Source organism: Singulisphaera rosea (genome assembly GCF_054877945.1).
Genome location: NZ_JBTYIP020000039.1, coordinates 42,316 through 64,474, shown reverse-complemented (window position 1 = coordinate 64,474; position 22,159 = coordinate 42,316). Strand labels below are relative to the sequence as shown.

Sequence of the window (22,159 nt, the reverse complement as noted above, 5' to 3'; positions counted from 1 at the left end):
CTCCAAAGACAAGAAAAGATTCTGCGTCGTCTTTTGCGTCGTTCTCGTCGTCGAGGGCGGGCCCCTTTTCGGGCGGCCGGCAAAGACTTCTCTAAGGCCTGGCTTCCCCGGTTCGGGCCCGGGTCAGCCGATCTTCACGTCGGCGGGAGGGGCGAGTTCGACCGCCGGTTCACCGAGGTATTCGCGAAAGGTCACCACGTCCACCTGCATCTTGTCCCACTCCTGGACGGCGAGCCCCTGGGCCTCGAAGAAGCCCCGGACGAGCCCCGGACTGGTCCAGCCGATGACGTCCTCGAGGATCGGCACGAGGACGCTCATCGCGTTGTCGCTCAGCACCGTCCGCCGCGCGATCGGCGCGATGTGCTTGTTCTCCGAGACGGCGATGGTGAACCCGTTCCGCCGGTTGACGTGAAGCATGACGTGGATGTCCGAGCTGCCGTCGCCCACATACACCACGTGGTCGGAGCAGACCTGCAACTCGGCCTGGATCTCATCCAGGACCGCGACCTTGCCGTATCCGGCCGTGAGCCGGGCGACGGACCGGATCTCGCCCGAATGGGGGTCGTAGTTGAAGCGTGTGCCGTGGATGTTCTCCGGCGAGACGATCCCCTCGAGCGCCGAGCGGACGACCTCCTCGGGAGCGGCCGAGACCACGAAGAACGAGAAGCGATGGCCGTCGATCCCCGCGGCCAGTACTTCCATGAACTCATCGATATTCTGCTTCAGCCGGATCCGCCGGCCGACCTCGGCGAGGTGCTCCTTGCGGACGCACCGATACTCCGGGTCGTGCAGGAGCAGGTAGGCCAGCTCGCCCCCTTGCTGGACGAGGTGGGCTTCCGCGAGCCCGTCGACCTTGTCCTTGAAGCCGTGCAGGCCGAGCATCTCGCTCAGCATCTCTCCGGAGTCGTTGAAGCTGAGCGTCTGGTCGAAGTCGCTGGCGATCAGGTAGTGCTTCGAGCGATGAGGCCCCGAGATGTTGGCATCTCGGGTGATCGCATCCGCACCGTGGGGGTCCGCCGGATTCGGCGACAGGATTCTCATACGTTGCATCCTTCGACGTGGCGGGGAGAGACCGACACGAGCCAAGAGGTTCTCTGCCCGATAGGGGGCTATCCCTGTCCTCCCGCATTATAGGCAGGTCCCCCTCGGGCATATTGACAGAACGATGAAATTTGCAAAAAATCCTGCTAAGGAATTTCGACCAATTGTCATAGCCAAATTGTCATGCCCGCCGAACCAAAACACCGCCGGATTTCTCGAGAGCTCCTGGCGGAGATCGCCGCGGGGAAATTCGGGCCGTCGGGCCGCCTCCCGAGCGAGGCGCAGCTCGTGGCACGCTTCGGCGTCACGCGCCCGACGGTCGGACGGGCGTTGCGAGACCTGCAAGATCAAGGGCTCATCGATCGCCGGGTCGGCTCGGGGAGCTTCGTCCGGAACTCCTCGGCCCCGGAGGTCACCACGCGCCAGCTCGGGCTTTTGATCCCGGGACTTGGGACGACGGAGGTCTTCGAGGCGATCTGCGGAGAGTTAGCAGGTTTGGCGAGGGTGAGCGGTTATGGGCTCCTCTGGGGAGGCGCCGGGCCTCGACCGCAGGAGGACATCAGCGTCGAGGATGCCGAGGGGCTCTGCGACCAGTTCATCAGCAGCCAGGTGGCGGGCGTCTTTTTCGCCCCGTTCGAACACACCGCCAGGCGAGAGGATGTCAATGTCCGCCTCGCCGAGCGGCTCCGCAAGGCGGGCATCTCGGTCGTCCTCCTCGACCGCGACCTCGGGGCCTTCCCCGCGCGGAGCGGCTTCGACCTCGTCGGGGTCGACAACTTCGCCGGCGGCTACGCCCTGGCCCATCACCTGCTCAAACTCGGCTGCCGGACCCTGGCCTTCGCCATCCGCCCGCACTCGGCGCCGACGGTCTCCGCGCGAGTCGCCGGGGCGCGCGAAGCGATTCTCGACAGGGGGCTCCCCGTCCCGCCCGGCTTCGTCCACATGGGCGAGCCCGACGACCCCGCGTTCTCCCAGGGATTCGCGGGCCGAGGGCGCGTCGACGCCATCCTCTGCGCCAACGACGACGTCGCCGCCCTCTTGCTGCGTGCCCTCGACAAGGCCGGCATCCGCGTCCCGGCCGACGTCAGGCTCGTCGGCTTCGACGACGTCCGCTACGCCAGGATGCTGTCGGTCCCCTTGACGACGATGCACCAACCTTGCCGAGAAATCGCCGTCGTCGCCCTCCGTACCATGCTCGAGCGCATCGCCGACCCGGCCCTCCCACCCCGAAGCATCACCCTCTCGGCCGGCCTCGTGGTGCGAGAGTCGTGTGGGGCGTATTTGGGGCAGGCGAAGGGTTGAGCGGGGAGAGGAGAAGACATGCACCGCAAAGGCACAAAGGACACAAAGTAATTACATAAATTCAATTTTTCATGAAATTTTAATTCTTAATTTTCGACTTTGTGTCCTTTGTGCCTTTGTGGTGAATCCTTCCCCTCTCCAACTACCTCGGCCCTAGCTCCTCGAGCGGGTGCCGGGACCGGCCTTCCAGCGGGAGGGGGACCGGGCACCCCCGGGCGTGCGAGGCGTAGCAGGCGAAGATCATCTCCATGGCGGCCCGGGCGTCGTAGACGCTGGCTCGGGGTTGGGTGTCGGACTCGACGGCGCGGATCAGGTCGGAGACGATCCGCCGGTTTGCCTGGATCAGGTCGTTCGCCCCTCGGGTCTCGGGTTTGCCCACGCCGTCGCTGGCGATCTCGACCCACTTCGCCTGGCCCGAGGCTCCCCTCCAGGTCGGGTCGTCGAGGAGATACGCGGGCGGCACCCAGCCGGTCCCCATGTCGATCCGCCCGCGAGAGCCCAGGATCTGGATCCCGAAGCGTTGGCCAGGCTCCTTGGGACGCGCGCTGGCGAAGTAGCCGACGGTCGCCCGCCCGGCGAACCCGTACATCGCGTCGATCCGGTCGCCGGCCAACGGGCCAAGCCCCTCGGCACCTTCGCGGACCTCCTTGGGCCCGACCGGCTTGCCCCCTTCGCTGACTTTGGAAAAACACCAGGCCGCATCCCCCAGGAGGCCCCGGATCAAGTCCAGGATGTGGATGCCCAAAACCGCCAGGTCCTCGCCGCCACCTCGGCGATCTTCCTTGCCCCGGCCGCGCACCTCGAGGACCTCGCCGATCGCCCCCGCCGCGATCATTTCCTTGACCCGCTCGAAGCGCGGGCTGTAGCGGGTCTGGAACGCGATCGCGAGCTTGGTGTGCGACCGCTCGCACGCCGCGACCATTGCGTCACAATCGGCCAGGCTCGGGGCGAAGGGTTTCTCCGAGAAGACGTGGATCCCACGCTCCGCGCAGTCGACGATCATCTGTCGGCGGGCGTCAACCCAGCGTGGGGCGACCGAGACGATCTGCGGCTTCTCGCGGTCGAGCATCGCGCGGTAATCCGCATACGTCCGCTCGACCCCCAGCCGCCCGGCCGCCGCCGCGAGCCCCTTCGGATCCTCGTCGGCGACCGCGACCAGGGTCACCTCGGGATGGTCACGCAAGGCGACGTCCATCCCATGTCCGTAATCACCTCGACCCGTCCGGCCAATCACCGCCGCACGATAGGGGGCCTGGAGCATGGAACACCTCGCACCTCTCGTAGGAATGGGGGGGGGTGGTTCGACCGCGGCGTCCATTATGAGCGGGCGGGAGTGGAGAGGGGGAGACTATTCACCACAAAGGCACAAAGACACAGAGTTAGAAAGGCGAGATTTCAAGATTTAAGAATTCCATTTCCTTTGTGATTTTGTGCCTTTGTGGTGAATCAAGTCCCCGTCACCCCGCCGGCCGTGCCGCAGCAGGAACCGCGCGGTTCAAGAGATCAGGAATCGTCCCTTGGAGGTCTTCGCCCTGGACGGAGGGGGCGTCGAGGTTGGCGGGGGAGGGGAGGGTGCGTGCGAGCAGGGCCATGACCTCGGCGAGTTCGTTGGGGAGGAGTCCTTGCAAGGCGACGAGCACCTTCGAGGGCAAGCCGACGCGGACGCAGGCATCGCCGTCGCAGACGGCCCGCCAGAGCTCGCGGGCGACCCGGTCGGCCGACGCGGCGAGGAACGGGAGCGAGTCGCCCAGGGCGAACCAGGTGAACTCCGACTCCTGCTGGCCCTTGAACCAGGCGTGCGTGTGGCCCCCCGTGCGCATGGTGCTGGGATAGATCCCCGTGACCAGGATGTTGTCCTGGGCGAGCTCGCTGCGGAGCCCCTCGGTCAGCCCGGTGAGGGCGAACTTGCTCGTCGTGTACGGGAGCATGTGCGGCACGGCGCGGAGGCCTCCCACCGAGACGACGTTGCCGATCCGGCCGAACCCTCGGGCCTTCATGTGCGGGATGACGGCCATCGACGTGTGGTAGGCGCCCCAGAAGTTGGTCGCCATCGCCGACTGGAAGTCCTCGAGCGTCATTGCCTCGACCGGCCCGACGGCGATGATCCCGGCGTTATTGATCAAGACGTCGATCCGCCCGTACGTGGCGATCGCCCGATCGACGAGGTTTTGCACCTGGGCCGGATCGGTCACGTCCGTGGGGACGGATAGGACGCTGGCCGCCCCCAACCGCGTCAACTCGGGCTCGGCCGCCTTGAGCTCGTCGCCCCTGCGTGCAGCCAAGACGAGGTGCGCCCCCCGTTCCGCGGCCTGCTTGGCGACCAGGAGCCCGTGACCGCTCGACGCCCCGGTGACGATCACCACCCGATCGACCAGGTCGATCCGGCGTCTGGAACGCCTCCAGGCCCGCGCCCCCCAGACCAGGCCCGCCCCCGCCAGGGCCCCGAGAAGGACTTTGTCACGACCGCTCATCATCTCGCTCCTGGACGCCAAAGTCGCCCCCCGATCCGTCGAGGTCCAACCGAAGGGCGTTTCCTTTAGAGATCGAAAGTATCGTCGGAACGGGCCCTAGATTGCACAAATCATGCCAATCGGAACCACCGAATGATTGCCCAAACTCACGATCGTCGAGCCGGCCGAGCGGAAACCGATGACGTCAATCACCGCAGTTCAACACGTCGGATCCGACGAGCATAGGTACCCGGAGACTCTCGACTCGAATCAGCCGACCGATTAGATTCCTCCCTAAAATTTATAGGCGATGAATATCATGCGTCTACGCCAGGGGCGCGTTTCTTTGAATCACTCTCTTGTTATTTCGGACAGCTCTGGGATAGCATGTGGTCTCAATTCGTTGAATATGCCCAGGGAGGGTATTTTCCGTCGGCGAATCAATCCCATCGAACCGCGATCGGAGCAAGGCAGAGGCAAGTCAAAAGCAACGAGTAACGACGGTTCCGTGACGAATCACAACCGACCAAAGCAATGATGCTTTTGGATGCCGATCGAAGACGATTGGCCTTGGAATTCAAATAGCGACGAGCACACAGTCGTGGCGAAGGTCGAGAGAGGCCAGTCGCCTCGCCTGAGTCCCCGGATGTCTTACGAAATCGCGGCAAGACAAGGGTCATGCGGGGCCGACGAACGTTCGGCCATGAGTGCCCTTGCGCCGGTGCCGCGCCGAGATTGGCAGAACTGCGGACGATCCAGCGGATTGCAACGGCCCTAGGCTTCCAGGGCCGACGAGAGGCCAGCTCTCAGAACAAAGTTCACCATGTTCACGATTCGTGGAAACCTGTGTTTAGATTCGGCGGCAGTGCGACACATATTCTCCACTACGACGGTTAACGTTTGAGTGGCATCTCTTCCATACGAGCCCGAAGCGCAACCGAGTGAATCTTCTTTGATTTTTCGCGTAACAACTCACTCGCTTGCGCTTCGGGCTCGTGAAGGATCATTCCGCCGGAACCATCGGGTGGATGCAATCCGACGACGGAAATCTTAACTGTCGGATTTCCACGACGCCCCTCCTGATTAACTTTCATCGACCAACTCCCTACAGAGCAATCACCATGAGCAAGAACTCATTTTCCCGCCGAGCGTCCAGGAAGAACCGCCGCGCCTCGATAGGTCGCGAAGGGCTAGAACGCCTCGAATCGCGAGAACTCCTCACGTTGAACGTGACGGAGTTCCCGATCCGCTACGAGGGTGGTGCCTCCGGAGCGGTCGCGGTCTTACCCGCCGACGGGAGCCTCTGGTTCACACTCCCGGCATCGAACAACATCGGGACGATCAACCCCAAGGACGGGTCGACGAAGCAATTTGCGATCCCCACCCCCGATTCCTCACCGGGGCCGATCACCTACGACCCGAGCGACGGGGCGTTCTGGTTCGGCGAGACGGCCGGCAATCAGATCGGGAGGATCGACCCGAAGACGGGGGTCATCAGCGAATTCCCCCTCCTCGCGACCGCCGACGCCAAGATCTCGGGGATTACCGCGGACTCGAGCGGGACCGTCTGGTTCACCGAGTACAACGCGAACCAGATCGGGAGGATCGACCCGAAGTCGGGGTTGATCACCGAACTCTCGGTCCCCACCGCCGGGGGGCAACCGCTCGGGATCACCGCCACGGCCGACGGAAGCGTCTGGTTCACGGAGTCGAGCACGAACCAAATCGGGATGATCAACACAATAACCGATCATATCACCGAATTTCCTCCCTTGGATGGCAATGTTGTTGCCGGGGATATTACGGCCGGCCCGGATGGAGCCCTGTGGTTCACGGAGACCGGAACGAATCAGATCGGTCGCCTCGACCCGAAGAGCGGATCCTCTCAGTCGTTTGATATCCCTTCCAACAGCCAGGGCGAGCCGGAAAGCATCACGTCCGCGGGCGGCAACATCTGGTTCACGGCGTCGGGTCCCGCGGTTCTGTTTTCCACCTCATTGGTCGGTATGGTCGACCTCGCCCACCAGGACAAGGTCAGTGTCGTGGCCTCAACCGCCGGCACCTTCGCGGCTGGGCCAGAAGGTCTCGCGGCCACCCCCGACGGAAATCTCTGGATCACGACCCAGGCGGGGAACCAACTGGTTCGGATGAATGAAAGCAGCAAAGTCTTCCAAGGTTTCTCCTATAAGAATACGACACCTACCAATTCAATAACGGGAGGACCGAGCCAGATCGTGGCAGGGCCGGACGGGAACCTTTGGTTTACCCAGTCGTCGTCCAACCAGGTCGGGAAGTTTGACCCCACGACCAACATCAGCACGGAGTTCGGCACCACGACGGGTTCGGGCCCTCTGGGAATCGCCGTCGGGCCGGATTCGAATATCTGGTTCACCGAAGCCGGGGCTGGCTTCTTCTCCGCCACGGGCCAAGGCATCGGGAAGGTCAACCTCTCGAACTACCAGGTGACCGGCACTCTGCTGAAGGCCCAGAACACCTCGCCCACGGCAATCGTGGGAGACCCCGCGGACGGGAACCTCTGGTTCACGGATACGGGAGCGAACCAGATCGGTCGAATCATCCCAACCAGCGGCGCGTTGACCGAATTCCCCGTGCCGACCGCCAACTCGCAGCCGACGAGCATCACCGTCGACGGTCAGGGCAACATCTGGTTCACCGAGTACAATACGGGAATCATCGGGACATTCAGCCCGTCACACCCGAACCAAATCAAATCCATCACCCTGGCAGCAGACTCCCGCCCGTACGGGATCACCCTCGGCCCTGATGGGAACATCTGGTTTACCCAAAGGGGGGGCTTCGGTGGTTCCGCCCCGAGCATCGGAAAAATCAATATTTCGGCAAACAATCAGGTCACCTTGTATCCTGTCGGCGCGTCGATTGTTCAGCCCTCACAGATCATCACCGGCCCCGACAAGAATTTGTGGTTCATCGACACCAATAGCGACATCGGGATGGTCACCACGGACGGGAAGATCACGTCGCAGAAGATCTTGGGCACCAACGTCACTGGCATCGCTTCCGGCTCGGACGGGAACCTCTGGTTCACCGGGCAATCAGGCTTCGGGTCGAGCGGGGCCAACGTGATCGGCAGTGTGATCCTGAACCAGTCGAAGGCCGCCTCCAAGCTGGCCGTGACGACGCAGCCGCTCACCAGCACCGACGCGGGCCACGGCTTCGGCCTCGTCGTGTCCGTCGAGGACGCCTCGGGAGCCCTGGTCAAGAACTTTAATGGGACGGTGACCATCGCGCTGGGCAAGAACCCCACGGGGGCGACGCTCGACACCCAGGGCGCGACCTTGACGGCGACGGTGCAGAACGGCATCGCGATCTTCGCCGGGTTGTCGATCGACACCCCCGGGACGGGTTACACCATCCAGGCGACCGCGAGCGGGCTCACTTCCGCGACGACCAACGCGTTCAACGTGACCGACGTGGCCACGCACCTGGCGGTCACCACCGAGGCACCGGCGAGCGTCAAGGCGGGGGTCGCATTCGGCCTCGTCGTCTCCGTCGAGAATACCCGGGGCGGGGTCGACACCTCGTACAATGGCAAGGTGACGATCGCCGTGGGCAACAACCCGAGCCACGGGGTCCTCGGCGGCGTCACCACGGTCCGCGCCGTCAACGGCGTCGCGACCTTCTCGGGGCTGACGCTCGACGCGCTCGGCAACGGATATACATTGCTCGCCACGGCGGACGGCCTCGATTCGGCGACGGCCCACAGCTTCAACGTCATCCCCGCACCGGCCTCGCAACTGGTCGTCATCACGCCCCCGCCCGGCAGCGATGTTGCGGGGATCGGCTTCGGCCTCAAGGTCGCGGCCGAGGGGCCTAATGGGGCGGTCGACACTCTGTACAACGGCAAGGTGACGATCGCACTCGCCGACAACCCCACGGGCACCACCCTCGGCGGCACTCTCACCCTACAGGCCGTCAACGGCATCGCCACCTTCTCCGGGCTCGCCATCAACAAGGTCGGCACAGGATACTCAATCAAAGTCACCAGCGGGTCCCTCACCGCCGCCACCTCCGCCAAGTTCAACGTCGTCCCCGCCGACGCCGCTCAGATCGTCGCCGCTTCCCAGCCCGCGAGCACCGTCGCCGGCAAGGCCTTCGGCATCACCTTCGTCGCGCTCGACAGCTTCGGGAACCGCGCCACCTACTTCAACGGAAAGGTCTCCATCGCACTCGCAGGGGGGGCCTCGGGAGCCGCACTCGGAGGAACCCTCACCATCCAGGCCGTCAACGGCGTCGCCGCCTTCTCCAGCCTCTCCATCAAGAAGGCCGGCCTCGGCTATACCCTCAAGGCCGCCAGCGGATCCCTCGCCGCCGCTGCGTCTTCCAAGTTCGACGTGGTCGCCGCCGACGCCTCGCAGCTCGTCGTCTCCGCCCAGCCGCCTGGTTCCACCGCCGCGGGGAAGGCCTTCGGCCTAGCCTTCACCGCCGAGGACAGCTTCGGCAACCTCACCTCGAACTTCAACGGCAAGGTCACCGTCGCACTCGCTGCCAATCCCACTGGGGCGACCCTCGCGGGGACCCTCATCGTCCAGGCGGTCAACGGCGTCGCCACTTTCTCCGGGCTCTCCATCGCCAAGGCCGGCGTCGGCTATACCCTCAAGGCCACCAGCGGAACATTCGCCGCCGGCACGTCCGCGACGTTCAACGTCATCGCCAACTCGGCCACTCAGGTCGCCTTCTCCACCCAACCTCCTGCGTCCGCAACCGCCGGCAAGGGTTTCGGCACCACGATCGCGGTTGAAGACAGCCTCGGGAACGTTGCCACGTCCTACAACGGCAAGGTGACGATCGCACTCGCCGGCAACCCCACGGGCACCACCCTCGGCGGCACTCTCACCCTACAGGCCGTCAACGGCATCGCCACCTTCTCCGGGCTCGCCATCAACAAGGTCGGTACCGGATACTCGCTCAAGGCCACCAGCGGGTCCCTCACCGCCGCCACCTCCGCCAAGTTCAACGTCGTCCCCGCCGACGCCGCTCAGATCGTCGCCGCTTCCCAGCCCGCGAGCACCGTCGCCGGCAAGGCCTTCGGAATCACCTTCGTCGCCCTCGACAGCTTCGGAAACCGCGCCACGACCTTCAACGGGAAGGTCACCATCGTTCTCGCCGGGGGGACCTCGGGAGCCTCGCTCGGAGGAACCCTCACCATCCAGGCCGTCAACGGCGTCGCCGCCTTCTCCAGCCTCTCCATCAAGAAGTCCGGCGTCGGCTATACCCTCAAGGCCACCAGCGGATCGCTTTCCACGACCTCCGCCAAGTTCAACGTCCTGGCCGCCGACGCATCCCAACTCGTCGTCTCCACCCAGCCCGCCTCCACCACCGCGGGGAAGGCCTTCGGGCTCTCCATCTCCGTGCAAGACGGCTTCGGCAACCTCGCCTCGACCTTCAATGGAAAGGTCACCCTCACACTTGCCAGCAATCCCTCCGGGGCGACCCTCTCGGGGACCCTCATCGTCCAGGTCGTGAATGGTGTCGCCTCCTTCTCCGGCCTCTCCATCAACAAGAAGGGCACCGGCTACACCCTCAAGGCCACCAGCGGGTCCCTCGCCGGCGCCACGTCCGCCAGCTTCAACATCACATGAGGTGAGGTGTTTCGAGGAACCGTCGGGCCCGACACGCCATCGGATTGGCGTGCGGGCTATCTTGTGACCACCCTACGAACTCGAGGAAGAGTCGCTGATCATCGAGATGAGCGGACTATCGGGTGGAGGAATCGTCGGAGAAGGCGTCGTCGGGAACAACGCTGTGGGCGCGAAGTAAATCCAAAGAGGCGATGTGGCCTCGGATTGACCGTCGAGTGGATCGGCTGAGGCGACGTCACCTCCCAACGTCTGTGGTCGTCGACGGAATGGCGACTTGGGCCGCAGGAGGCAGACGAGTATGAGTTCCATCTCGACTCCAAGATGGGCACTCTGCTCAACATCCTCAGCCGGAAAGACACGGAGGTTTTCAGCATCGATGAGGTGCTGGAAGTCGCCTATGACCAACCGATGGACCCGGAGTTGTTCACATATCATCCTGCTCCCGGCGAGCCGGTGGAACCCAAACCACCAATCGTCGAGCACCTGCCGCTCGCTGCGGCGGTCGCTCGGATGCCATTCACGGTTTTAGTTCCGACTCGGGTGCCAGGATTCGAGTCGTCCCACGTCGAGGTGATGTATCATCCCCCGCGTCGACAGGGAGGATGGTCTTATTTGGCGATGATGTACCGATCGAGCGGAGCTTTCCAGCACTTATGGGTAAACCAGGGAGCACAGCCCTATCCCGGCCTCGATAATTTTGTGTGGGAAGCGATTGCCGTGGAGGGGACGGCCTTGAAAGACCTTCGCATCTCGGATTCCGGGAAATCCCCAGGGATGCGGATGATCGTTTTCCAGCAGCAGGGAACTCATGTACAAATCAGGTCCGATCTCGAGCGAGCCCAGTTGATTGATATGGCAACGTCGTTTTCCCCCGCCGTGGAGACGACCACGCTCTGACGTTGCGGGGCCAAACCGAAACGAGAGTTGGGCAAGACGGGACAGAGGACTATCGGATTCTCGGGCAAAGCGTTCGCTTTGCTCGATCCTCATTTGGGTAATGAAGACGGTTCCTCAGCAGCGCCTGGTTCGGCCCGAAACTCGGCGATTACCTCAATTTTACCCTGAATGCTCTGATTGAACTCGGCGAGTTCGTCGGCGGGCACCCAGAGTTCCTCAGCATGCCCAGCCCCAACTCTCCGAATGGGATAACGATCCGCAAACTCGCGATTTACGGCGAATCTCGTGACGTATCCCGCTCCATAATCTCTCACGTTCCAATTCTTGGAAATCCAGACGGCATATTCCTCATTGGTCACGGGATAAAAGATGGGTTGCTCGGGTAGGCGAGGTGGGAAAGCCGTCCAACCGGACTCTTCGATCAGCAATAGCTCTTTTGGCCCGACCGGACGGTAGAGGATCGTGGCATCGCTCATCGATTTATCTCTCCGCTCCCAAGCAACCCAACTCTGCGCCATCAATGTTGCCATTCAATCACAACTGACGCAACAACTCTTCCGCAAAACTGGCTTGTGCCCAGTCCACCCGATCGACGGATCGCTACGCTCAGGATGTGACAGTGCGCAACTCCTGTCTTGGCCTCAGACCTCCAGCGCTCTTATTGCCTCAACTTGCCCGGTGCGACGGGCGGTCTCTGAGGGCCTTTCACCGCGGTAGTTGACCAGGGTGCGATTCGCCCCGTGCGCCAGCAGGACTCGTATCGCCTCGACATGTCCGGCGAAGGCCGCGCTGTGGAGCGGGGCGTACCCTTGCGGATCAGTCTGGACGTTGATATCCGCACCCGCCTCGATCAAGATCTGGCACACGGCCGCGTGCCCTTGCATCGCTGCTGAGTGCAAGGGAGTGAAATTGTTGATTCGGGCGGCCCTCGGATCGGCCCCGACTGGCGGGGCGAGCAAGAACCGCACCATTTCAGCACTGCCAGTCGCAGCAGCCCAGTGGAGGGGAGTCAACTCGTTCGGGTCTCCATCGGCGCGGACCGCCGCCCCTCCGTGCTCCGCGATCAACTGCTCAAGAGTTGCCACGTCGCCGTTCAGAGTCGCAATCGTTACGGCTTCAGAAACGCCGACTCCCATACGCACCTCTGTCGCCAGACACCAAGCCCCAGAATCCCGGCCTGCCGAGCGATCTGCAATCCTATACGAAGGACGCAACCGACTTCAGCCTCGGCTACTCCCGCGGTTTGACGCATCTTGACGTCCAGTTCGCAGGGCCGCTTTCCCGTACTCGACGAAACGGGACGTAGACTCCTTGGTCGCCAAGCCAACGGACGAAATCCTCCACTGCGACGACCGCCTTCTCGTCATAGGTGATGGACACGATGACTCGGGAGACCTCCAGCATATCAGAAGTTTCTGGCCGACGTCGGTCTTCAGGCGGCAGAGCACGACGTACGGTTTGCGAAGATACGTCCCGACGGTCTTCGGGATCTTGATGCGGCACTCGCTGTTACCGAATGGCATCGCACCCCTTCGGCTCGAACTTAGGGCAATGGGCGAGCGCGACCTCATAATCAACAAACGATCACCATGCATAGCCGTCGGACTTCGGGTAAAACGGACACCCTCGCATGAAGGAGGTCCCGAGCGCGTCGAACCCGAGGAATGAATCCCGCGGCAGGATTTGGCCCTTTGGCGGCGGGTGACGATTTTTCGGGTCCGGAGCGATGAATCCCTGGGTTTCCGTCCATTAGGAAGGCCGGGATCTCGGGTTTCGCCTCCCTAAGTCCAATGTCCATTGGACGAAGCATTCCGCAAGATGGCTCAGGTTGCATGGCGTCGACCCTCGTCCGGGGGGATCGGATGTTTGGGAAAAACGTTCGGCGCTCGGTCGTCGGCGTTGGTATGATCGACGCTTTCTATCAGGGGGGTGGAGCGGCAACGTGTTGGTTCCCACGACCTTCGAAGAGACACTCGAGCGGGCGCTTTGCCGGGTCCGTGACCCGTTCTTGATCGTAGAACGAGGGGGAGGACACGCGCTCCAGGAGTGGGACTCGACGGCCTGGGGGGACCCTGCGGAGGCCGATCGGGTGGTCGGCGTCTTGCCCGCCTGCCGGCCCGAAAACCTCGGCGACACCTCGTTTTGCGCCGAGCATCGCCTCAGGTTCCCTTACGTCTCGGGCGCGATGGCCAACGGGATCGGCTCGGCCGAGATCGCCGAGGCGATGGGTCGAGCCGGGATGCTCGGGATCTTCGGCGCGGCGGGCCTGCCGCCGGCCGCCGTCGAGGCGGCCATCGACCGGCTCGGGCGGACGCTCGGCCCGGCGGTCTCGTACGGGTTCAACCTGATCCACAGCCCCAACGAGCCCGAGCTCGAGGCGGCCGTCGCGGCGCTCTACCTTCGAAGGGGAGTCCGCCTGGTCGAAGCCTCGGCATACCTCGACCTGACCCTCCCCGTGGTCCGCTACCGGGTCCACGGGATCCGGGTCGGCGAGGACGGGCGGGTCGTGGTGCCGAACCGGGTCATCGCCAAGGTCTCCCGCGTCGAGGTCGCCTCGAAGTTCCTCGCCCCCCCGCCCGCGAAGTTCCTCCGGGAGCTGGTGGGCTCGGGGGAGATCACCGCCGAGCAGGCCAACCTCGCGGCGCGGATCCCGATGGCGGACGACGTGACGGCCGAGGCCGACTCCGGCGGCCACACGGATAACCAGCCGGCCGTGGTGCTGCTGCCGACGCTGCTCGCCCTCCGCGACCGGCTCCAGGCGGAGTACGGCTACGACCGGCCGCTCCGGATCGGGGCGGCGGGGGGGATCTCGACCCCCTGGGCCGCGGCCGCGGCGTTTGCGATGGGGGCCGCGTATCTCGTCGTCGGCTCGGTGAACCAGGGGTGCGTCGAGTCGGGGACGTCCGACACCGTCCGCAAGATGCTCGCCGAGGCGAGGCAGGCCGACATCGCCATGGCCCCCGCCGCCGACATGTTCGAGATGGGGGTGAAGGTCCAGGTGCTCAAGCGGGGCACGATGTTCGCCATGCGCGCGGCCAAGCTTTACGAAGTCTACCGCGCTTACGAGGCGATCGAGCAGATCCCCGCCGCCGACCGGGCTTCGCTCGAGAAGAACCTCTTCCGGGCCCCCCTGGAGACGATCTGGGACCAGACCCGGGCGTACTTCCAGGACCGCGACCCGGGGCAGCTCGCCCGGGCCGCGAAGGACCCGAAGCACAAGATGGCTTTGGTCTTCCGCTGGTACCTCGGACAGTCGTCGCACTGGGCGAACGCGGGGGAGCCCTCGAGGGGGGTCGACTACCAGATCTGGTGCGGCCCGGCCATGGCCGCGTTCAACGAGTGGGCCCGCGGGTCGTCCCTGGAGCACCCGGAGAATCGCCGCGTGGTCGTCGTCGCGCTCAACATCCTCTACGGCGCGGCCGTCCTCGGCCGCGCCCGAAGCCTGGCGAGCCAGGGGGTCCACCTCCCCCCGGGCACCCCCCGGCTCACGCCCCTCGGACTCGCGGAGCTCGAAGACCGCCTCGCCCTGACCTCAACCTAGGAACCCGAAGCGCCCCGCGGGAATGCCGGGGCCCTCGAGCCGGCCCAACGGCCCTCCCTTGGCCTCGCAGGGGATTCGCCACAAACCATCGTCCCGCATCGGCGCGAAAAGGGGAAGTCACTTGAATTCGTCGGTCGAACCAACCCACCCGGTGCCGGTGGCGATCATCGGAATGGGCTGCCTGTTTCCCAAGGCGGACGGTCTCACGCGCTACTGGGCCAATATCCGCGACCGCCGGGACACGATCACCGAAGTCCCGCCGACCCACTGGCGCCCCGAGGACTACTTCGACGGCGACCCGAAATCCCCCGACCGCACCTACGCGAGGCGCGGAGGGTTCCTCGACCCGGTGGACTTCCCCGCGCTCGACTTCGGGATCGCCCCGAACAACCTCGAGGCGACCGACACGACCCAGTTGCTCGGCCTCCTCGTCGCCCGCGCCGCCCTGGAAGACGCCGGCTACGGGGCGGGCAAGAAATTCGACCGAGACCGCGTCGGCGTGATCCTCGGCGTCACCGGGACCCTCGAGCTCGTCATCCCCCTGGGCGCCCGGCTCGGACACCCGATCTGGAGACGCGCCCTCAAGGCCGCCGGGATCCCCGACGATACCGCCGAGGCCGTCGTCCGCGACATCTCCGACTCTTATGTCGGCTGGCAGGAGAACTCGTTTCCCGGCCTCCTCGGGAACGTCGCCGCCGGGCGGATCGCCAACCGCCTCGACCTCGGGGGGACCAACTGCGTCATCGACGCCGCCTGCGCCAGCTCGCTCGGGGCGCTGCACCTCGCGATCCTCGAGCTCTCCGCCGGCCGGTCCGACCTCATCCTCTCCGGCGGGCTCGACACGTTCAATGACATTTTCATGTACATGTGTTTTAGCAAGACCCCCGCGTTGTCGCCGACGGGAGACGCCCGGCCGTTCGACGCCGGCTGCGACGGGACGATCCTGGGCGAGGGGCTCGGGATCCTGGCCTTGAAGCGGCTCGACGACGCGCGGAGGGACGGCGACAAGATCTACGCCGTGATCCGGTCGGTCGGGACGTCGAGCGACGGCAAGGGGAACGCGGTCTACGCACCGAGCGCGCCCGGGCAGGCGAAGGCCCTCCGGCAGGCGTACGAGTTGGCGGGGATCTCGCCGGACACGATCGAGCTGGTCGAGGCGCACGGGACCGGGACGAAGGTCGGGGATGCGACCGAGCTGGCCGCGTTGAACGAGGTCTACCGGGCGGCGAGCCCGGACGGGACCTGGTGCGCGCTCGGCTCGGTCAAGTCGCAGATCGGCCACACGAAGGCGGCGGCCGGGGCCGCGGGGTTGATCAAGGCGGCGATGGCCTTGCACCACAAGGTGCTCCCGCCGACGGCCAAGGTCGAGCGGCCCCTCGAAGGGGCGGCGCCGGGGACCTCGCCGTTCTACGTCAACACCGAGCCCCGACCCTGGATGCCGGCGGCCGGCCACCCCCGACGCGCGGCGGTCAGCGCCTTCGGGTTCGGCGGGAGCAACTTCCACTGCGTGCTCGAGGAGGCCGAGCCCGCGAAGGTCGAGGTCGACTGGGACGGCGACGTGCAGATCCTCGCCTTCTCCGCCGACACTCGCGAAGGCCTGGTCGAGGCGATCGACGCCTGGCCCGCCGACCTCTCCTGGGAGGCCACGCGCGTCGAGGCGGCCCGTTCCCGCATCGCGTTCAAGGTCGACGCCCCCTACCGGGTCACGGTGGTCGCCTATCGGCATGCGAACGACCTGGCGGCGGCCCTCCAGAAGGCCCGCACGGCCGCCCAGGACATGGGCGGAGCCTATGAGGCCGGCGAACGCCCCCACACGAACGGCGTCGCGACGAAGCCCACGCCCACGACGGCCCGGGTCTTCTCCGGCCGAGGGGCCGCGCCGGGGGGGCTCGCGATGCTCTTCCCGGGGCAGGGGTCGCAGTACGTCGGGATGCTCCGGGACCTGGCCTGCCGGTTCCCCGACCTCCACAAGGCCCTGGCCGAGGCCGACGCGCTCCCGCTCGACGACGGCGGTCGGCTCATCGACGCGATCTATCCGCACCCGGCCTTCTCCGACGAGGGCCGCTCCGCCCAGGAGAAGGCCCTCCGCGCGACCGAGGTCGCCCAGCCGGCCCTCGGCGCGGTCAGCTTGGGGCTCTATCGCCTCCTCGGCGATCGCTTCGGCGTCCGCCCGGACGCGGTCGCGGGCCACAGCTTCGGCGAGCTGACCGCGCTCCACGCGGCGGGGCGGTTCGACGCGAAGGCCCTCGACACCCTGGCCCGTCGGCGAGGCCGCCTCATGGCCGGAGACCACCCGGCTGATGTCGGCGCCCGAGGCGCGATGCTCGCGGTCTTCGCCCCGCTTGAGCAGATCGACTCGGTGATTCGAGACGAAGGCCTCGACCTCGTCGTCGCGAATAAGAACGCGCCCCGCCAGGCCGTCCTCTCGGGGCCCGCGGCGGAGATCGCCCGCGCAACAGCAGCCTTCGAAGCCCGCAAGGTGACGACCCGGCCGCTGGCCGTCTCGGCGGCCTTCCACAGCCGGCTCGTCGCCGAAGCGAGCGGGCCCTTGCTCGAGACCCTGCGCAACGTCTCCTTCGCCGGCTCGACGATCCCCGTCTTCGCCAACTCGACGGCCGCCCCGTATCCCGACGATCCCGACGACGCCCGGAGACTCCTGGCCGGCCAGCTCGCCCGGCCGGTCGAGTTCATCGCCCAGGTCGAGGCGATGCACCGCGCGGGGTTCCGCACCTTCCTCGAAGTCGGGCCCGACGGCAAGTTGACCGGCCTCGTCGACGCGATCCTCGAAGGGAAGGGACACAACGCCCTGGCCGTCGATCCCTCGAGGGGACGGCAGGGGAACGTCGCCGACCTCGCCCGAGCCCTGGCCCAGCTCGCCGCGCTCGGCTACCCCGTCGAGCTCGCCCGCTGGGACGACGGGGTCGACACCAAGCCTCAAGCACCCCGCAAGCCGACCCTGACGGTCAAGGTCAGCGGCGCGAACGCGACGGCCAAGCCGAAGCCCAAGGCCCACGCCGAGCCGCCCCGACCGGCATCGATCCCGACTGCTAGTGCAAGCACCAGTGTCGCGACCCTCGCCGCGCCGACGCCTCCCCCCGCGCCTGCCGCGAACGTCCACACCCCCTCGACCCCGACGGGCCCCGCAACGGCCACCCGGCCCCGCTCGACGTCGCCTGCCCCCGGCATTGGCGATGCGGCGCCCCTTCCCGGACGCAACGGAACGCACCCCAAACCGCCCATGAATCCAACGAACGGCACCCACACGCCCCCCCCGACGACGGCCCACGCCCCCCAACCGCCGAGTCGGCCGGCCGCCCCCCAACCCTCTCCCTCACTCCGATCGAACGACCCGGCCCTCCTGGCCCAGGCCCTGCGCAACGCCCAGGAGAACCTGGTCTCGCTCCAGAAGCTCGGCGAGCAGACGGCCAACCTCCACCGCCAGTACCTCGACGGCCAGGACAAAGCCCAACGCACCTTCCAGACCCTGCTCGAGCAGCAGCAACGGCTGACCTACGCCTCGCTCGGCATGCTGGACCTCGCCCCCCCGTCGACGGCGACGACGACGGCGAGCCACCCCCGCGCCGAGCTTCCCCCGGCCCCGACCCGCGAGATGATCGCCCCCGACGCCCCCTCGCATCGGTTCCCCACGACGGACCGATCGATCGTGCCGCCGACTCCGGTCGTCCCGCCTTCGCGACCGGTTGCCAAGGTCGAGCCGAAGATCCTCCCGCCGACTCCGTCGCCGGCCCCGAAGCCGGTCGCCAAGGTCGAACCCGCACCGGCACCAGCACCTGCCCCGGCACGAGTGCCTGCCCCGGCGCCGGCTCCCGCTCCTGCCCCCGTGGCAGTTCCGCCGACCGTCGGGCGGATCGAATCGGTGTTGATGGAGGTGGTGTCGGAGAAGACCGGATACCCCGCCGAGATGCTCGAGCCCGACATGCAGCTCGACGCCGACCTCGGCATCGACTCCATCAAACGCGTCGAGATCCTCTCCGCCGTCCAGGAACGGCTCCCCGACTCACCCACCATCAAGGCCGAACACCTCGGCACCCTCCGAACCCTCAGGCTCGTCGCCGACTTCCTCGCTCAAGGCGCCCCCGCACAAACCACCGCCGCCCCGGCTGCAACCGCACCCGCTGCGGTGGTGGAGCCGGCCCTCGCGACCGTGCAGGCAGCCACCTCGGGCGCGGACTCCGACGTGATCCGGACGGTGTTGATGGAGGTGGTGTCGGAGAAGACCGGATACCCCGCCGAGATGCTCGAGCCCGACATGCAGCTCGACGCCGACCTCGGCATCGACTCCATCAAACGCGTCGAGATCCTCTCCGCCGTCCAGGAACGGCTCCCCGACTCACCCACCATCAAGGCCGAACACCTCGGCACCCTCCGAACCCTCAGGCTCGTCGCCGACTTCCTCGCTCAAGGCGCCCCCGCACAAACCACCGCCACCGCCGCCCCGGCACCGGCACCGGCACCGGCCGTCGAAGTGCCGGTCGCGGCCCCGGCAGCCCCGGCGTCGTCGGTCAGTCATGTGCAGGCGATCGTGGTCGAGGTCGTGGCGGATAAGACCGGGTATCCAGCTGAGATGCTCGAGCCCGACATGCAGCTCGACGCCGACCTCGGCATCGACTCCATCAAACGCGTCGAGATCCTCTCCGCCGTCCAGGAGCGACTCCCCGAGGCCCCGGTCGTCAAGTCGGAGCACCTCGGGACCTTGCGGACGCTCGGCCAGATCGTCGCGTTCCTCGCCGAAGCCCCTGCGATCGTCGAGCCGGAATCGGCGGCGGTCCATGTCCACGTGGAGCCCCGTCCCCAAGCCCCGCGACTGGAGGCAACGCCTCGCACCCCCCAAGCGGCCAAGGCGAGCGAGGGCCGCCCCAGGGTCGAGCGTCTGGTCGTGTCGAGCGTCCCGCTCGAGCACGCGGGAAGGCGTGAGGGTGTCGAGATTCGCGCCGGCGGCGAAGTCTGGATCACGATCGACGGCCAAGGAGTCTCCCAGGCACTCGCGAGGAAGCTCGAGGCGTTGGGTCACCAGACTCGGCTGATTCCCTGGGCGGAAGCCGGGAAGATGGCCCCGCCCGCCACGCTCGACGGCCTCTTGCTCTTCGCAGGCGCGGCCGAGACGGGCGACGGGGTCATCAAGAGTGCCTTCTCGCTGCTCAGGACGTGCGCCCCGGGCCTCCGCAAGGCCGGGCAAGGGGTCGGTGCGGTGGTCGCCACGGTCTCGAGGCTCGACGGGGCCTTCGGTTTCCGAGGTCTGCCTAACGCCGCCGACCCGACCCTTGGGGGGCTCGCCGGTCTGGCCAAGACGGCCGGCCACGAATGGCCCGAGGTTGCCTGCAAGGCCATCGACCTCGACCCCATGGTCGCCGACCCCGAACGGGCGGCGGACCTCCTCCTCGACGAGTTCTTCCGCCGAGGGCCCGTCGAAGTCGGCCTGACCCCCGAAGGCCGGACGACCCTGACCCTGACGTCTCAGGCCGTCGAGTCCGTCGGCTCGGATCCGCTCGGGCCGGGCGACGTGGTCGTGATCACGGGAGGGGCGAGGGGCGTCACCGCCGAGGTCGCCGTCGCCTTGGCCGAGGCCTTCCGGCCCACGATCGTGGTGCTCGGCCGCAGCCCCGAGCCGACGAATGAGCCCGACTGGCTCGCCCCGCTCTCTGACGAGGCCGAGATCAAGCGCACGCTGTTGGCCCGCGCCAACGGCCACGCCACCCCGCAGATCATCGGGGCCCAGTTCCGCGACCTGACGGCCAACCGCGAGATCCTCGCCAACCTCCACCGGATCGAGGCCGCCGGCGCCCGGGTCTCGTACCGGTCGGCCGACGTCCGCGACCCCGAGGCCCTGAAGGCGGCCCTCGGCGCGATCCGTTTTCAGTTCGGCCCGATCCGAGGCCTGGTCCACGGGGCGGGGGTCCTCGCCGACCGACGGATCGAGGACCAGAGCGACGACCAGTTCGCCTCGGTCTACGACACCAAGGTCGCCGGCCTCCGCGGTCTGCTCAAGGCAACCTCGAGCGACGACCTCCGCGTCCTCGTCCTCTTCTCCTCCTCGACGGCCCGGTTCGGCCGCAAGGGGCAGGTCGCGTACGCCGCCGCCAACGAGGTGCTGAACAAGCGGGCCCGGCGCGAGTCGGTGAACCGTCCCGCATGCCGCGTCGTCTCGGTGAACTGGGGCCCGTGGGACGGCGGCATGGTCACCCCGTCGCTCCGGCCGCTGTTCGAGTCCGAGGGAATCGCCCTCATCCCCCCACACGACGGGGCACGCTACCTCGTCGAGGAGATCCGGGCCAAGGGGCCGCGCCCGACCGAGGTCGTCATCCTGGGCGCCGGGTCGGTGGACCCGACGGGGCCCCGGACGACCGCCTCGACCACGGAGTTGGCCGCAACGCCTCCTCCCTCGACCTCGGCGGCGGACCCGACGCTGGCCCTGGTCTTCGAACGTCCCCTGGATATCGCCACGATGCCCGTGCTCCGGTCGCACATCATCGACGGCCGGCCGGTCCTGCCGATGGCCTTGATCCTCGAGTGGCTCGCCCAAGGGGCCACCCAGCGACACCCCGGGCTCGCCTTCCTCGGCGTCAATGACCTCCGACTCTTCAAGGGGGTCGTCCTCCGCGAAGACCGCCCGGAGACGATCCGAGTCCTCGCCGGTAAGGCGACTCGCGAAGGATCCTCTTACCTCGTCCCGGTCGAGCTCCGCGGCAGCACGGGCGACGGGCGGGAGCTGCTGCACGCCAGGGGCGTGGTGGTGCTCGCCGACCGGCATCCTCAAGGCCGTCGGACGATCGAAGATCGGGACCTCCCGCCGTTGGCTTACGGCACGGCCGAGATCTATCGCGACGTCCTCTTCCACGGCCCCGACCTGCACGGCCTCGAGCGGATCGAGGGGTGCGACGACGCCGGCATCGCAGCATTGGCCTCGACCGCGCCGACGCCCTCGGCCTGGATCGATCGGCCGTCCCGACAGAGCTGGCTCTCGGACCCGCTGGCCATCGACTGCGCCTTCCAGATGCTGATCGTCTGGGCCGTCGAGAACTCGGGCGCCGGCTCGCTGCCCACGTTCGTCGGCCACTACCGCCAGTTCCGCCTCGCCTTCCCCTCGGGCGAGGTCCGCATCCTGGCCAAGGTCACCGAAGCCGGCCCGCACCGGGCCCGCGCCAACATCGAGATCCTCGACCTCGACGGCAACCTCATCGCCCGGATGGACGACTACGAGTGCGTCATCGACGCGTCCCTCAACCAGGCCTTCCGCCGAAACCGGCTGGCGCTGGCGACCCAATAAAGAAAGAAATCTCTTCACCACA

Annotated in this window: 11 protein-coding genes; 5 read left to right on the top strand and 6 right to left on the bottom strand. The window is 66.5% G+C overall.

The genetic code is table 11. From position 1 onward, the window contains the following. Nucleotides 1-123 precede the first annotated feature (123 nt). Nucleotides 124-1,041 carry an HAD-IB family phosphatase gene (locus ACYOEI_RS37235; protein WP_462855493.1) on the bottom strand — a complete coding sequence of 306 codons (918 nt, stop codon included), beginning with the start codon at nucleotides 1,039-1,041 and terminating at the stop codon, nucleotides 124-126. 183 nt (nucleotides 1,042-1,224) lie between these two features. Between ACYOEI_RS37235 and ACYOEI_RS37230 the strand changes: the two genes are divergently transcribed. Then, nucleotides 1,225-2,343 (top strand): LacI family DNA-binding transcriptional regulator, encoded by a 1,119-nt coding sequence (locus ACYOEI_RS37230; protein ID WP_462855492.1) that lies wholly within the window; start codon nucleotides 1,225-1,227, stop codon nucleotides 2,341-2,343. Nucleotides 2,344-2,485: 142 nt separating this feature from the next. Here ACYOEI_RS37230 and ACYOEI_RS37225 read toward each other — a convergent pair whose 3' ends face one another. The 3 genes from ACYOEI_RS37225 to ACYOEI_RS37215 all read right to left on the bottom strand — a co-directional run bounded on the left by ACYOEI_RS37225 (nucleotide 2,486) and on the right by ACYOEI_RS37215 (nucleotide 5,887). Next, nucleotides 2,486-3,604, bottom strand: coding sequence for a Gfo/Idh/MocA family protein (locus ACYOEI_RS37225; RefSeq protein ID WP_462855491.1), 1,119 nt, complete (start codon nucleotides 3,602-3,604; stop codon nucleotides 2,486-2,488). Between the two features lie 196 nt (nucleotides 3,605-3,800). Next, nucleotides 3,801-4,817: an SDR family NAD(P)-dependent oxidoreductase gene (locus tag ACYOEI_RS37220; protein WP_462855490.1), complete on the bottom strand. Its 1,017-nt coding sequence runs from the start codon at nucleotides 4,815-4,817 to the stop codon at nucleotides 3,801-3,803. Nucleotides 4,818-5,686: 869 nt separating this feature from the next. Next, on the bottom strand, nucleotides 5,687-5,887 hold the full coding sequence (locus tag ACYOEI_RS37215; protein WP_462855489.1) for a hypothetical protein: 201 nt from the start codon (nucleotides 5,885-5,887) through the stop codon (nucleotides 5,687-5,689). A gap of 27 nt (nucleotides 5,888-5,914) precedes the next feature. Here ACYOEI_RS37215 and ACYOEI_RS37210 point away from each other — a divergent pair, with 27 nt between their 5' ends. Together ACYOEI_RS37210 and ACYOEI_RS37205 are read left to right on the top strand one after the other, a co-directional pair. Then, entirely contained in the window at nucleotides 5,915-10,414 is a 4,500-nt protein-coding gene (locus ACYOEI_RS37210; protein ID WP_462855487.1) for a virginiamycin B lyase family protein, read from the top strand. A gap of 321 nt (nucleotides 10,415-10,735) precedes the next feature. Further along, the gene (locus ACYOEI_RS37205) at nucleotides 10,736-11,311 is read left to right on the top strand and encodes a hypothetical protein (protein ID WP_462855486.1); all 576 of its coding nucleotides are present in this window, start codon (nucleotides 10,736-10,738) and stop codon (nucleotides 11,309-11,311) included. An 89-nt stretch (nucleotides 11,312-11,400) separates the two neighbouring features. Here the strand turns inward: ACYOEI_RS37205 and ACYOEI_RS37200 are convergent, their stop codons facing one another. Further along, the gene (locus tag ACYOEI_RS37200; protein ID WP_462855484.1) at nucleotides 11,401-11,787 is read right to left on the bottom strand and encodes an ADP-ribosylation/crystallin J1; all 387 of its coding nucleotides are present in this window, start codon (nucleotides 11,785-11,787) and stop codon (nucleotides 11,401-11,403) included. Nucleotides 11,788-11,952: 165 nt separating this feature from the next. Beyond that, nucleotides 11,953-12,447 carry an ankyrin repeat domain-containing protein gene (locus ACYOEI_RS37195; protein ID WP_462855483.1) on the bottom strand — a complete coding sequence of 165 codons (495 nt, stop codon included), beginning with the start codon at nucleotides 12,445-12,447 and terminating at the stop codon, nucleotides 11,953-11,955. An 806-nt stretch (nucleotides 12,448-13,253) separates the two neighbouring features. On the opposite strand from ACYOEI_RS37195, the gene ACYOEI_RS37190 reads away from it, so the two are divergent. Next, on the top strand, nucleotides 13,254-14,852 hold the full coding sequence (locus ACYOEI_RS37190) for a PfaD family polyunsaturated fatty acid/polyketide biosynthesis protein (protein ID WP_462855481.1): 1,599 nt from the start codon (nucleotides 13,254-13,256) through the stop codon (nucleotides 14,850-14,852). A 121-nt stretch (nucleotides 14,853-14,973) separates the two neighbouring features. After that, complete coding sequence (locus ACYOEI_RS37185; protein WP_462855480.1) at nucleotides 14,974-22,137, top strand: SDR family NAD(P)-dependent oxidoreductase; 7,164 nt, start codon at nucleotides 14,974-14,976, stop codon at nucleotides 22,135-22,137. The last annotated feature ends 22 nt before the right edge of the window (nucleotides 22,138-22,159 follow it).

What these genes read in the sequence shown, in the direction of transcription:
- ACYOEI_RS37235 (WP_462855493.1), bottom strand. Translation starts at nt 1,041, where the DNA reads ATGAGAATCCTGTCGCCGAATCCGGCGGACCCCCACGGTGCGGATGCG.
- ACYOEI_RS37230 (WP_462855492.1), top strand. Translation starts at nt 1,225, where the DNA reads ATGCCCGCCGAACCAAAACACCGCCGGATTTCTCGAGAGCTCCTGGCG.
- ACYOEI_RS37225 (WP_462855491.1), bottom strand. Translation starts at nt 3,604, where the DNA reads ATGCTCCAGGCCCCCTATCGTGCGGCGGTGATTGGCCGGACGGGTCGA.
- ACYOEI_RS37220 (WP_462855490.1), bottom strand. Translation starts at nt 4,817, where the DNA reads ATGATGAGCGGTCGTGACAAAGTCCTTCTCGGGGCCCTGGCGGGGGCG.
- ACYOEI_RS37215 (WP_462855489.1), bottom strand. Translation starts at nt 5,887, where the DNA reads ATGAAAGTTAATCAGGAGGGGCGTCGTGGAAATCCGACAGTTAAGATT.
- ACYOEI_RS37210 (WP_462855487.1), top strand. Translation starts at nt 5,915, where the DNA reads ATGAGCAAGAACTCATTTTCCCGCCGAGCGTCCAGGAAGAACCGCCGC.
- ACYOEI_RS37205 (WP_462855486.1), top strand. Translation starts at nt 10,736, where the DNA reads ATGGGCACTCTGCTCAACATCCTCAGCCGGAAAGACACGGAGGTTTTC.
- ACYOEI_RS37200 (WP_462855484.1), bottom strand. Translation starts at nt 11,787, where the DNA reads ATGAGCGATGCCACGATCCTCTACCGTCCGGTCGGGCCAAAAGAGCTA.
- ACYOEI_RS37195 (WP_462855483.1), bottom strand. Translation starts at nt 12,447, where the DNA reads ATGGGAGTCGGCGTTTCTGAAGCCGTAACGATTGCGACTCTGAACGGC.